General features: G+C 47.2%; 13 protein-coding genes. 11 read left to right on the top strand and 2 right to left on the bottom strand.

Features of this window, described 5'->3' with window-relative positions; translation table 11 throughout:
- The first annotated feature begins 40 nt into the window (after positions 1–40).
- The 10 genes from DCCM_RS09890 to galU all read left to right on the top strand — a co-directional run bounded on the left by DCCM_RS09890 (position 41) and on the right by galU (position 9,348).
- Positions 41–577, top strand: coding sequence for a metal-dependent hydrolase (locus tag DCCM_RS09890; RefSeq protein ID WP_104372237.1), 537 nt, complete (start codon positions 41–43; stop codon positions 575–577).
- A 21-nt stretch (positions 578–598) separates the two neighbouring features.
- Positions 599–1,438: a PHP domain-containing protein gene (locus tag DCCM_RS09885; RefSeq protein WP_165792098.1), complete on the top strand. Its 840-nt coding sequence runs from the start codon at positions 599–601 to the stop codon at positions 1,436–1,438.
- Between the two features lie 63 nt (positions 1,439–1,501).
- Positions 1,502–2,575, top strand: coding sequence for a mannose-1-phosphate guanylyltransferase (locus tag DCCM_RS09880; protein WP_104372235.1), 1,074 nt, complete (start codon positions 1,502–1,504; stop codon positions 2,573–2,575).
- Between the two features lie 36 nt (positions 2,576–2,611).
- Complete coding sequence (locus tag DCCM_RS09875) at positions 2,612–3,994, top strand: phosphomannomutase/phosphoglucomutase (RefSeq protein ID WP_104372234.1); 1,383 nt, start codon at positions 2,612–2,614, stop codon at positions 3,992–3,994.
- 37 nt (positions 3,995–4,031) lie between these two features.
- A complete protein-coding gene (locus tag DCCM_RS09870; protein ID WP_104372233.1) occupies positions 4,032–4,739 on the top strand; it encodes a type I phosphomannose isomerase catalytic subunit in 708 nt (235 codons plus the stop codon).
- Positions 4,708–4,977, top strand: coding sequence for a hypothetical protein (locus tag DCCM_RS19735; RefSeq protein WP_373855437.1), 270 nt, complete (start codon positions 4,708–4,710; stop codon positions 4,975–4,977). The genes DCCM_RS09870 and DCCM_RS19735 overlap by 32 nt, the downstream gene beginning before the upstream one ends.
- 27 nt (positions 4,978–5,004) lie before the next feature.
- Positions 5,005–6,192, top strand: a complete 1,188-nt coding sequence (locus tag DCCM_RS09865) for an ABC transporter permease (protein WP_104372232.1) — start codon at positions 5,005–5,007, stop codon at positions 6,190–6,192.
- Between the two features lie 18 nt (positions 6,193–6,210).
- Positions 6,211–6,882, top strand: coding sequence for an ABC transporter ATP-binding protein (locus DCCM_RS09860; RefSeq protein ID WP_104372231.1), 672 nt, complete (start codon positions 6,211–6,213; stop codon positions 6,880–6,882).
- 240 nt (positions 6,883–7,122) lie between these two features.
- Positions 7,123–8,325, top strand: coding sequence for an S-layer homology domain-containing protein (locus DCCM_RS09855; protein ID WP_104372230.1), 1,203 nt, complete (start codon positions 7,123–7,125; stop codon positions 8,323–8,325).
- 138 nt (positions 8,326–8,463) lie between these two features.
- Positions 8,464–9,348, top strand: a complete 885-nt coding sequence (galU, locus tag DCCM_RS09850) for a UTP--glucose-1-phosphate uridylyltransferase GalU (protein WP_104372229.1) — start codon at positions 8,464–8,466, stop codon at positions 9,346–9,348.
- Positions 9,349–9,392: 44 nt separating this feature from the next.
- On the opposite strand, the gene DCCM_RS09845 is transcribed toward galU, so the two are convergent.
- Positions 9,393–10,454 (bottom strand): DUF3231 family protein, encoded by a 1,062-nt coding sequence (locus DCCM_RS09845; protein ID WP_104372228.1) that lies wholly within the window; start codon positions 10,452–10,454, stop codon positions 9,393–9,395.
- 225 nt (positions 10,455–10,679) lie between these two features.
- On the opposite strand from DCCM_RS09845, the gene DCCM_RS09840 reads away from it, so the two are divergent.
- Entirely contained in the window at positions 10,680–11,108 is a 429-nt protein-coding gene (locus DCCM_RS09840) for a VOC family protein (RefSeq protein WP_104372227.1), read from the top strand.
- A 152-nt stretch (positions 11,109–11,260) separates the two neighbouring features.
- On the opposite strand, the gene DCCM_RS09835 is transcribed toward DCCM_RS09840, so the two are convergent.
- Positions 11,261–12,067 carry a 2-oxo acid dehydrogenase subunit E2 gene (locus DCCM_RS09835; RefSeq protein WP_104372226.1) on the bottom strand — a complete coding sequence of 269 codons (807 nt, stop codon included), beginning with the start codon at positions 12,065–12,067 and terminating at the stop codon, positions 11,261–11,263.
- Between the last annotated feature and the right edge of the window lie 308 nt (positions 12,068–12,375).

The following is a 12,375-nucleotide window of genomic DNA, read 5'->3' as shown; positions in this document are numbered from 1 at the left end:
ATTTATTTCGGTTCAAGTAATGGTTTTTTGAGGTTAAAAAATGCTGCTGTTAGCTCATATTGGCATTACGCTGGGGATGGCCAGAGGCATCAAGAAAGTGATGGAATACCGGGGAACAAAGGGAATCTCTGAATTTATCGACTACAGGCTTGTAATCCTGGGGTCCATACTTCCCGATATTATTGACAAGCCCTTGGGCGGGATTGTTTTCAGGGAAACAATTGGAAACGGACGCATATACAGCCACACCTTGCTATTTTTGCTATTTCTTTCAGCTTTGGGAGCTTTGGTTTGGTGTAAATACAGGAAGACTAGTATGTTGGTGGTGGCCGGGGGCTGTATCATACATCATATTTTGGATGGCATGTGGCTTTACCCCCACACTTTCCTGTGGCCTGCCTACGGCTGTACATTTCCAAAGGGACACCCGGAGAATTGGTTTCAGCTGTGGCTAAATCTATTAACCGAACCGCGTTATTTTTTACCGGAGGTGATTGGCGGCATCATCATACTATGTTTTGTAAAAAATATGGTTTCACGGCAGCGGTTAGTTAAATTCATTGTAAACGGACGTTGAGAAAAGAAGAGGTGTATTCCATTGGCAGGATTTGCCGACTTGCACATTCACTCCACCGCCTCGGACGGTAAGCTGACTCCCGGTGAGGTGGTAGTCCTTGCGAAAAAGATGGGTTTCCGCTGCATAGCCATTGCCGACCACGACAGTGTGGGCGGCATTGAAGAGGCCCTGGCCGCTGGCAGCGAGCAGGGCGTTGAGGTGCTGCCTTGCGTGGAACTTTCCACACTGTATAAAGGCGGCGAGGTCCACATATTGGGATACTTTATAGACTGGCGCTCTACCGTATTTCTGGACATGTTAAAACATATTATGGCCTGCAGAATCGAACGGGCCAGGCAGATGGTGGACAAACTGGGGAGGCTGGGACTGGATGTCACCTGGCAAGAAGTGGTAAGCCGGGCTGGTTCCGGTTTTGTGGGCAGGCCTCATATAGCGCAGGCCCTTATGGATAAAAAATACGTCAGTGAAATAAAGGAGGCTTTCACCGAAAATTTTATAGGAAAAAACGGCAGGGCTTACGTGGAGAGGTATGAGATAAACCCCGGTGAAGCCGTAGAGGCTATCAGAAACGCCGGTGGAGTCGCCGTTCTGGCCCATCCCGGGTTCTTTAAAAAGCAGGTGAAACTGGACCGCGCTGATATCGAATATCTGGTGAGCAGGGGACTGCAGGGCGTAGAGGTTTATCATACCAAACACAGCGAAGAGGACGTGCAAAAATACAAAGGCATTGCTGAAAGCCTCGGCCTGGCCGTAACCGGAGGGTCTGACTGCCACGGCGGCAACACCGGTGAAATTTTAATGGGGAGAATTAGAGTGCCTTATATTTATGTGGAAAAGTTGAAAGCTCTGAATTACATGTAGTTCTTATGATGCATCCTGCATTATTTCAGCCTGTGGCAACATGATTAAGGGGGATGAAAAGATATGCCTTTTGCGGTGATTATGGCTGGCGGACGGGGTGAGAGGTTTTGGCCCCGCAGCCGTATGGCGGCGCCAAAGCAGTTTTTGAATCTGGTAGGCGACAAGACCATGCTCCAGCTTACTGTGGAGCGGGTGGAGAATCTGGTTGGAATATCCGGTACATACATAGTGGCAGGTGCGGATTTTAAAGATATCATCATGGAGCAAGTGCCGCACCTGCCGCAGGAAAACATTCTCATCGAGCCTTTCGGCCGGGATACAGCGGCTGCCATTGGACTTGCCGCATTGATTTTGGAGCGTAAAGACCCCCGGGAGGTAATGATTGTGCTGCCGGCGGACCATTATATAAGTGACGTGCCCTGCTTCCAGGAAGTGCTTAAGAGCGCGGTGGTGGCGGCCTGGCGGGGGCAGGAAATCGTTACCATCGGCATTACCCCCCACAGGCCAGAGACAGGATACGGCTACATTTGTCAGGATGAGATGCTGGATACCTTTGCCGGAGTGCCCGCATACCGGGTTTTTCAGTTTTTGGAGAAGCCCGACTACGCCAAGGCTGTCAGGTTGCTTGCTTGCGGAAATTACCTGTGGAACAGCGGCATGTTTATCTGGCGGCTGGATTTGATTCGTCAGTTGATTGAAAAACACACCCCGCAGCTCGCCCGGGGTTTAAATAAAATTGGACAGGCCATGGGGACGGAACAATACCCGGCCGTACTGGAAGAGGTTTACGCGGAGCTGCCCAGGATTTCGGTGGACTACGGTATTTTGGAAAAGGCGGACTGTGTTCTGGTGATGCGGGGAGATTTCGGCTGGGATGACATCGGTTCCTGGACCGCCCTGGAGCGCTATGCTGAAAAGGATGAACGGGGAAATATCATTGAGGGCCGGGGGGTTTTGCTGGACACAAGGGATACCTTTATTTATTCTCCTGGCAAGACGGTTGGTGTCATAGGAGTAGAGGGTTTAATAGTGGTAAACGACCGCGACAGCATGCTGGTATGCAGCAAGGAACGGGCCCAGGAGATAAAGAAGGTCGTGCAGGCTTTTAAGGACAGAGGTCTGGATGAAGTATTGTAATGTCTAACATATGCAGTTTAAAGGAGGAATTTCAATATGGTAACTGTTAATGAACATATTTTTCGCCAATATGACATCCGGGGCGTGGCTGAGCGGGATTTGACCGATGAGGTTGTAACACTTCTGGGTAAAGCTTTTGGAACTATGGCCGTACAAAAGGGGTTATATAAGGTTGCGGTGGGGAGGGACAACCGCCTCAGTTCCGAACGGCTGCGGGACGCCCTGGTAAAGGGGCTTATGTATGTGGGCTGCGACGTGATGGATATAGGTCTGGTGGTTACGCCGGTACTTTATTACGCCAGGGTCCACTTTTGTGTCGACGCTGCGGTGATGATCACCGGCAGCCACAATCCACCGGAAGAAAACGGATTTAAGATGACCTTGCGGGACGGAGCCATCTACGGGGATGATATACAGAAGCTTAAAGAATTAATGCTGGGCGGGAAGTTTCCGGCTGCTTCCGGAAGCCTTGAAAAGGGAGACGCCATAGCCCCATACCTGAATATGCTGATGGAAAAAATACAGCTTGGCCCGCGCAAGCTAAAGGTGGCTGTGGACTGCGGCAACGGCACGGCCGCCTTGTTTGCTGAAAAAATATTGGAGAACTGGGGCTGCCGGGTGATACCGCTGTACTGTGAATCTGACGGCTCCTTCCCGAATCACCAACCGGACCCGGTGAAGACGGCCAATCTGGTGGAGTTGAAAAGAACGGTGCTGGAAGGGCGGGCGGATCTTGGCGTAGCCTTTGACGGCGATGCGGACCGCATCGGGGTAGTGGACGAGGCCGGGAATATTATTTGGGGAGATAAGCTGATGTGCCTTTACTGGTGGGAAATTATGCCGAAACATCCCGGAGCCCAGGCCATCATCGAAGTGAAGTGCTCCCAGGCCCTGGTGGACGAGGTGGAACGCCTTGGTGGAATCTCTTTCTTCTACAAGACGGGTCACTCCTTGATCAAAGCAAAGATGAAGGAAATAGGGGCGGTCTTCACCGGGGAGATGTCCGGGCACATTTTTTTTGCAGACGAGTTTTACGGTTTTGACGACGCCTTTTATGCTGCCGGCCGGCTTTTCAGGATACTATCCAATTCCGATGTGCCGCTCTCAAAGATGCTCTCGGGCATACCGAAGTATTACTCCACGGCTGAAACCAGGGTTCCTTGCCCGGACCAGGATAAATTCAAGGTGGTCTGCCAGTTGGGTGAGCGTTTTAAGCGGGAATATCCCGTGGTTGATGTGGACGGGGCAAGGGTGCTCTTTGGCGACGGCTGGGGCCTGGTGCGGGCTTCCAACACCCAGCCCATGCTGGTGGCCCGCTGCGAGGCAAAAACTGAGGAAGGGGTCCAGCGCATTTGCTCCCTTATGAAGGAAGCCTTGAAAGAGTTCCCGGAAGTTGAAGACTTTGAGTGGGAATATTGAGTTTCATTTAAAGTTATATGGTAAGGGGTTGTATATTATGAAACCATATCCTTTACTGTTTAAACCAATTTTTAAAGAAAAAGTTTGGGGCGGAACAAAACTGAAAAAAATGTTTAATTCTGCCGTTTTAGATGAAAATATAGGTGAAGCCTGGGTAATCTCGGACCATCCCAATGGTAAAAGTGTTATAGAAAATGGGGAATTCACAGGAAGAACATTAAACGATTTGCTGCGGATTTGTCCCGAATGGTTTTGCAATTCACACATGGTAGGATTTCCGTTATTAGTTAAACTATTGGATTCTAATGAAGATTTATCGGTACAAGTACACCCGGATGATGAATTCGCAGTTATAAATGAAGATGTTAAATCCGGTAAAACTGAATGCTGGTATATTATAGAGTCGGAGCCCGGCGCTGAAATTGTATTTGGACATAAAGCAAAAAACAAAAAAGAATTTATTGAACTTGCCAATGAAGATAAATGGGACGATTTATTAGTGCGAATTTCCGTACAGCCCGGAGACTTTTTTCTTATTCCCAGCGGTACTGTGCATGCCATAGGAAAAGGAATAGTGCTCCTTGAAGTTCAGCAGAATTCTGATATTACATATAGGTTATATGATTATAACAGAATAGGGCTGGATGGCAAGAAAAGGGATTTGCATATGGAAAAAGCCCTTAATGTAATCAGGTTTGAACAAGATAGTTATAATGAAAGACAGGGTGTATCCGGTGAGAATTAAAACAATATTAACATCTTGTAAGTATTTTACTGTGGAAAGATGGTTAATAAAAGAGTCGTGTGATTTGAATTCATTGGATGTATTTTTGCTGATTTGTATAATTAATGGAAAGGGAAAGCTTATTTATGAAAATGGTGTGATTGTATTGATAAGTGGCTCCAATATTATGATACCAGCCAATATGGGCAATTATCAAATTAAAGGTGATATAGAAGTAATAGCATGCTATGTTAACTAGCTAAGGTATAAAAATGGGGATGAGGCTTTGTCCTTACTTATCTTTTCAATTCAAAACGCCTTTCGTAAAAAAGCGGTTATGATTCTGGCCATTCTGGGCGTAGCCTTTGGAATTGCCCTGGTAACTTTCCTTTTATCCCTGGTTGCGGGAATGGAAAACCGGGCAGAGCGTACCCTTGGCGACCTTTCAAATAGAATCATGGTTTCCGGCAGGGATGCTCTCTTCGGCGGATTGTTCCTGGGTATGGGTACAACCCCTATACCGTTATCTTATGTGGAAACCATAAAAAGCATACCGCACGTGGAAAAGGCCTATCCACAGGTTTCAGCGATTATGCGCCCTTTTCAAGTGGAATACAACATGCCTCTTTATGGTTACGGGGATCAATATATTTCAACTGTTGCCGGCCTGCCTCACAACAAAATTATAGAGGGGACCGCACCTGAAAATGATAAAGAGATTATTATCGGGGCCAGTCTTCAGAAGTATATGAAGTTTATTAATACTCCTTATGAGATAGGTAATGTTTACCAGTTTATCGTCCCGGAAAAAGGGCAGGAGAAGGTGCTGGAGTTGAAGGTTGTGGGTGTTTACCAGACCGGCAACGAAGTATTGGACAGTGCTTTCAGCGGATCTGAACATCTGGCCAGGGATATTGGCAAGATACCGGATGAAAAAGTATCTTCCATTAATGTAACTGTGGATAAAATTGATAATTTGGAATCCGTCGCACAATCCATCCGGAATGATCTGTCCGGCAAAAAGCCTGAAGTTCAGGTGGTGTTGCCCAATGAAGTGCTGAATCCTGTTAAAGACGTGCTGGACATCTTCGGCAGGTTTCTCATCGCGGTCTCCGTGGTGGCCGTGGTGGTCGGGGCGCTTACCATCATGGTGGTGATGCTTTTATCCGTCATTAACCGGATGCGTGAGTTCGGCATCCTGAAGGCATTGGGCTGGACACCGGCCAACATCATCTTTCTGGTGCTGGTGGAGTCTCTTGTTTTGAGCATGCTTGGAGCCGCCTTGGGGGTGGCCCTGGGCTACGCCGGCCTGGTTTTGGCCAGGGAGCTGATAGCTTTGGACTTTGCCAGAATCACCTGGCAGACGGCGCAATATGTGTGCCTGGCCGGTATCCTCATCGGTGTGGTGGGGGGGATTTACCCGGCCTTGCGCGCCGGGAGCGCGGTGCCGGCGCGGATACTTCGGGGAGCATAGCTTACGGAGGTGCCTTTATTGGAGCCGGATGTGTTGATTTCTGTGAAAAACCTGACAAGGCTTTACGGGAAGAATAAGCTTGCGGTTAAAGTGTTGGACGTGAAAGACCTGGAGATCCGGAGAGGCGAATTTATCGCGCTGACCGGTCCTTCCGGGTGCGGTAAAACCACCCTGCTGAACCTTCTGGGCGCCCTGGACAGGCCCAGCGGCGGAGATATTACTTTTGAAGGAAAAAAAATTTTCGGACGGGGTGAGGTATCCCTTTGCAGATTTCGCAGGGAGAAGATTGGTTTTATTTTTCAAGCCTATCATTTGATTCCTACTCTGAGCGCTTTGAAGAATGTAATGGCACCCGCTTTCCCCTTGGGAAGCGGCTACAAGAGACGCGCAATGGAACTGCTCAGGCAGGTAGGCCTGGCGGGAAAGGAAGGACGCAGGCCGGATGACCTTTCCGGTGGCGAGCAGCAGCGGGTGGCTATTGCCCGGGCGCTCCTGCTGGAACCGGACCTGATCCTGGCGGACGAGCCCACGGGCAATCTGGACTCGGTTAACGGCAGGGGGATTATGGATTTGCTGAAGAAGTTGAACCAACGGGGGAAAACAGTGCTGGTGGCTACCCACGACCAGCGGCTTGCGGAAGATTGCGGCAGGGTGATCAGGCTGGCAGACGGCAGTATTGAGGAACATTGAATATTTTATGACGTTTTATTGTCAGCCGGCAGGTTTAGCCGGCCCGGGCGTTTTTCCGCAGCAAGCGGTTATAGAGTAGCATAAAGATAATTTCTATTAGCAAATAGGAGGGGTACGGGAAATGTTTTTCTAAAAGCAAAGAAGTTGTGGATATCGGAAAATAAAGGGACTAGGTAAAGCAGCCAGTTTAAATGGACTGTAAAACCGGGATTCCGGCAACAAAATAAAGGGGGAAAAATAATGATAAGAGTGATGAAATGGAAAATTGCGGCATTAATGATGTGCATAACGATGGTATTCGGTTTTGTTTTTACGTTAGATCCCATTCAAGCCGGCGCCGAAACATCTGATAGCTATGAGCAGTTATCCCAGCAATTTCCCGATTATATTGACAAACTGATTGACAAAGGAGCCGACGAATCACAAATCCGCAGCTTAGTTCAGGACCTGGAGCAAGCCCTACAGGGACAGCAGCTGACGGAAGAGAATTTTAACGATGCCGTAATGGAAGCGGCTCTTCAATTGGTCAGCCAGGATAAACACAAGGATGTTGTCGACGCGATCCTTGCCGCCTACCCCCAGGACGTACAAGATTTGATGCAGGGTAAAATTTCTGCCGGGTTAATGCCTGTATACAACGTATTGAAACAAAATCTCCTGAGTGAGAACAATAATGCCTCGGACAGTGAGAACAACAATGCCTCCGATAGTGAGAGCAACAATACCTCGGACAGTGAGAACAACAATGCCTCCGATAGTGAGAGCAACAATACCTCGGACAGTGAGAACAACAATGCTTCCGACAGCGAGAGCAATAATACTTCCGGCAGTGAGAGCAACAATGCCTCAGACAGTGCAAACGATGGTACTCCCGGCGCCGAAACCAGTGAGCCTGTTGTCACTACGCCGGTTTTCTCCGACATAGCCGGGCACTGGGCCAGGGAATACGTTGAGAGGATGGCTGGGATGAAGGCTGTTAGAGGCTATACAGACGGCACTTTTAAGCCTGACAACTACATCACCAGGGCAGAGTTTGCGACTATCCTGGCCCGGGCTGAAGGGTGGCCGGCCGAAGAGAGCGCGCTCAAATTCACCGATGCGGCGGCCATACCCGACTGGGCCAAAGAATCTGTAAGCGCGGTGGTGTACAGTGGGGTCATCACCGGTTACGAAGACAATACCTTCCAGGCTGGCCGCTTGATCAGCAGGGCGGAAATTGCCGTAATGCTGACCAGAGCGCTGGGCAAAGAAGCTTCGGAGCAGCCCCTTGCTTTTGTCGATGCCGCCAGTATCCCGTCTTCGGCTGCCGGCTACGTATCTACTGTCGTAAATGAGGGTATTATGAAAGGCCTGCCCGGCAACCTTTTTAAGCCTGCTCAATATGTCACCCGGGCCGAAGCTGCCGCTATGGCTGTCCACCTGCTTTCCGGGGCCGCGAAATAATCGCGGTTTCCGGTTGCCGGAACCAATGTCCGTAGGGCAAATGATGACATTTTAAAATAAGGATGATGGATGGGTAGATAATCTAGCGCGGCATAAATCAGATCCTAACGTGTACTTAAGTGATTGGGAGGAAATATTATGAAAGTTCGTAAAGCCGTCATACCGGCGGCAGGTCTGGGCACAAGATTTTTACCGGTAACAAAAGCTTTGCCCAAAGAAATGCTGCCTATAGTGGACAAGCCTACAATTCAATATATAATTGAAGAGGCTGTGAATTCCGGTATAGAGGACATTTTAATAATCACCGGCAGGGGAAAGTGGCCAATAGTAGATTATTTTGACCGCTCCCCGGAGCTTGAAGCCGCGCTGGGCGGGAAGGGAAAATCCACGCAACTGGAAACCATTGTTCAATTAACTAAAATGGCAAACATTCACTACATAAGACAAAATGAGCCGCTTGGTCTGGGGCATGCCGTTTATTGCGCCAAATCCTTTGTTGGAAAAGAACCATTCGCCGTTTTGCTGGGTGATGATATTGTTAAAGCCCGTATACCGGCATTGAGACAGTTGATAAAAGTTGCAGAGAAGCATAATTCCAGTGTAATAGGTGTAAGAGAGGTTCCGGACAGTGATGTTGGCAAGTATGGGATCATCAAGCCGGGGGAATGCACAGGGTCCATATACAAGGTAAAAGACCTGGTAGAAAAACCGTCTTCCCGGAATGCCCCTTCTAAATTAGCCATCATGGGACGATATGTTCTAAATGCGTCAATTTTCAGTTGCTTGGAGGATCTGCCTGCCGGCGCCGGAGGGGAAATTCAGCTGACTGACGCGTTGAGGGTTCAAGCCGGTGTTGAAGCCGTTTACGCCTGTAGGTTCGAGGGTATACGTTATGATGCCGGGGACAAACTTGGATATTTAAAAGCTACTGTGGAATATGCCCTTGAGTCTCCCGAACTGGGGGAACAATTTTCAAGGTATCTCAAATATTTATACGAATTAAGGATGGCGCGGGAGGCATAGCCGTATACCCGCCTCCCGCGGGTTTTTTTTCTCCAGGGCTATTCTCAGTGCAACTTTTTGTCTATGGTTTCCTTGCCCTTTACCTGGGGGGGCTCTTCAAGCCATCCGTGCCCGATGACAATTTCAATGCCGTCCTTGGCATATTTCATTGTCTCGGCCATTAGCCTCATAAAATCTATTCCCAGTTCAGGCAATCCCACAATTGACAGGCTTTTCCCGTATGTTGAGAATAGTTCCACATTGGTTGTACCTATTGCCCCCATCATAAGCCTGTCTGAGAATGGTGGAACCTTTGATTCCACAATACCTGAATCCCAGCTCATCGATACGGGAAGATCATTTTTAATTAGTATTGAACTAAAGATTTCTATGTGTTTCGCGGAAATCTCCAATCCCCTCTCCATGTATTTCCGGACATCTTCTAATGTGGCAACATTCGCAAACCCGGTGAATAAGGACTTTCTGATTGCATTCCTTTCAAGCCCGGAAAATACGTGGGACACCTCTATGGAGGTTAAAGGTCTTCGCTTTCCGAGATAGCCTCTAAAAAAGCTTTGGCTGGTCACGAAATCAACTTTCTCGGGCAACGGAATATATGGGGGCCTTGAGTAAATCCCCTTAGACTTCATAACACTTACAATCCTGTTGTAAAGATCCACCTCTTCAGTTAGGGATTCGGACAGGAACGCAGACACGTCGTGCCGGGAGGCCATTACCACAGCGGTGCTGTATCCATCAATTCTGATTTTAACCATATCCTGCAAATGACTTAAGATCAATAAATCCGTAAAGAGGCGGGGGGCATCCGGGTTTACTTCCTCATCTTCTTTAAAACCATGGGGTATGGGGTGGTCTTCCCCGGCATAAAGCTCCGAAAGCCACTTTAACCGCTCCCGGCCTGCCCTCTGGCTGTGCTCCAGCAGTTGCCGAATTTCCATGTCTTCAACCTTTTTCAGGTAATATTCCACTATGCAGCTTCTCAGGGTAATTGCCAAGTATAACGACCAAAGGTTGGCCAATTCAGAGGAGCTAAGCCTTTCATCGGGCCCGGTTTTATCGGCGGCAGGCATTGCCTGTTGACTGGATTCGGTTATTATGTCGACCATTTGAATCCCTCCCGGATATATTCTCTTGTAAATAAGAAAGAATTATTCGTGCTGCATTTATTTTTTACAAAAAAGGCCAAATGAAGTTTATGTCGTACTTTTTCAGGATATTAGGCCTCATATCCCGGGATACTTTTTTTGCCCGGGTATTAAAATAAGATTTAGGGCAGAATAAATTTGACGTAGTTAGCAATGATTTGCAATTTAAACAAAGGAGAGAAAGAAATGGCCGTTCAAGTATATATCAATTTTAAGGGAAACTGCCGTGAAGCTGTGGAGTATTATAGTGAGGTTTTTGGAACGGAAAAACCAAAAATTATGTTGTTTGGAGATATGCCGCCGGATCCGGGATTTCCACTTACTGAACATACTAAAAATCTGGTAATGCACACTTTTCTTAACATAAAAGGAAGCATGGTCATGTTTTCTGATGTTCCTCCCGATATGACTTTTGTTGCCGGAAACAACATCAGCCTTGTGGTGAGCAGTAAGGATATGGATGAAATAAAATCGATATTCGACAAATTGAAAGCCGGCGGCACTGTGGGCATGGAGCTTCAAGAAACATTCTGGAGCAAATGCTACGGATTTGTAACGGATAAGTTCGGAATCGGATGGCAGCTCAGCTATGACAGCGGAGAAATGGGAGTGTAAAGTTACCGACGCCTGGCGCTCCCGCGCATTCCCGACGTGTCCCAGCCACATCCATTATCCTGTAAATGTCGGCAATATGCTGTTGGCTGATGCCGGATCCGGAATTCGGCAACGGCCATGGATGGCTGAGCCTCAAAAAAGAAAAACCAAACTCAGGATAATCCATAGCCGTTTTCAACAAATTTAGTTAGTTTAGAGAGAGCTCTCACCGCAGGAGCACCATCAACAACATCATGGTCAACTAAAACCGTAATATAGAGGTATTCTCTTATTTCTATTTTATCATTCACAATGCCGGGTTTCTTGACTATTGAACCTATTGCAAAACATAGCGGATGAACGCTTACCGGTATCACCCATCCATTTATCTTGCCCACCATGCCCACCGAGGTTATCATAACAGTTCCCATATTTTGTTTTGTTAATAACGGGTTTTTTATTATGGATTTCCATATAAAGCTTCTTAGGAAACCTGGTAAATAATAATATATTTTCATGAGAACCTTATTCTTTTTTTCCTGACCCAGTACATAATCTTCTTCATCATTAATTGACTGTTTCTGCCCGTTCTTTATTTCGTCACTGATTTCAGAAATGCTTTTTTCGTTTGTCCTCCGGATAACATAAGGTAACGGCACTTTCTTTCCGTCAACTTCTCTTTCTATAACAATTGATATGTCTATATCATCAAAGATGACTACTTTTCTCTTGCCTTTTCTTATTCCGTGAATCTCTTTAAATTCTTCAACTGCATGACTTATGCATTTGATTAACCATGAGTTGAAAGTAATCTTTTCTGATAGCTTCTTTTTGTCCCGGAGCAATCTTCGAGGTTCCGTTACATCTAATTCGATTAATGCCTTAATATGGTGTTTCTTTAGGCCGGCCGCACCGATATCAATAGTCGCTATCCTGCTTGTTGGAAATTCCTCTATCCGATATTCACCAACATTTTTCATGGTAAATCCTCATTTATTCATATCTTGAAAAGCATTTTGGCTTAATCCAATCCTGGCGGGACGCGCGTCCTTGCGCATAATTTCAGCGAACCTCTTATTTCTATATATTTTGCCAGATATCCTGCCAATTTAGACCGAAGCATAATGGGGTCAGGCTATTAACTTATTAACTTATTAATTCAATTTTCGGCCTGCGAAAGTTGAATTAATTGACTCAACTTTCGCAGGTCGAAAGTTGAAGCCGGCCCTTTAAAAATGCGGGCAGACAGGAAATAAAATCGTTGACGAGTCCTTGTAAAGCACAGTCT

The organism is Desulfocucumis palustris (assembly GCF_002933875.1).
GTDB lineage: Bacteria > Bacillota > Desulfotomaculia > Desulfotomaculales > Desulfocucumaceae > Desulfocucumis > Desulfocucumis palustris.
The sequence above is the reverse complement of the archived record's forward strand: the minus strand, read 5'-3'. Positions and strand labels throughout refer to the sequence as shown.

Bases quoted from the DNA above. Each gene is read 5' to 3' on its own strand.
- DCCM_RS09890 (WP_104372237.1), top strand. From the start codon at position 41: ATGCTGCTGTTAGCTCATATTGGCATTACGCTGGGGATGGCCAGAGGC.
- DCCM_RS09880 (WP_104372235.1), top strand. From the start codon at position 1,502: ATGCCTTTTGCGGTGATTATGGCTGGCGGACGGGGTGAGAGGTTTTGG.
- DCCM_RS09875 (WP_104372234.1), top strand. From the start codon at position 2,612: ATGGTAACTGTTAATGAACATATTTTTCGCCAATATGACATCCGGGGC.
- DCCM_RS09870 (WP_104372233.1), top strand. From the start codon at position 4,032: ATGAAACCATATCCTTTACTGTTTAAACCAATTTTTAAAGAAAAAGTT.
- DCCM_RS19735 (WP_373855437.1), top strand. From the start codon at position 4,708: ATGAAAGACAGGGTGTATCCGGTGAGAATTAAAACAATATTAACATCT.
- DCCM_RS09855 (WP_104372230.1), top strand. From the start codon at position 7,123: ATGATAAGAGTGATGAAATGGAAAATTGCGGCATTAATGATGTGCATA.
- galU (WP_104372229.1), top strand. From the start codon at position 8,464: ATGAAAGTTCGTAAAGCCGTCATACCGGCGGCAGGTCTGGGCACAAGA.
- DCCM_RS09845 (WP_104372228.1), bottom strand. From the start codon at position 10,454: ATGGTCGACATAATAACCGAATCCAGTCAACAGGCAATGCCTGCCGCC.
- DCCM_RS09840 (WP_104372227.1), top strand. From the start codon at position 10,680: ATGGCCGTTCAAGTATATATCAATTTTAAGGGAAACTGCCGTGAAGCT.
- DCCM_RS09835 (WP_104372226.1), bottom strand. From the start codon at position 12,067: ATGAAAAATGTTGGTGAATATCGGATAGAGGAATTTCCAACAAGCAGG.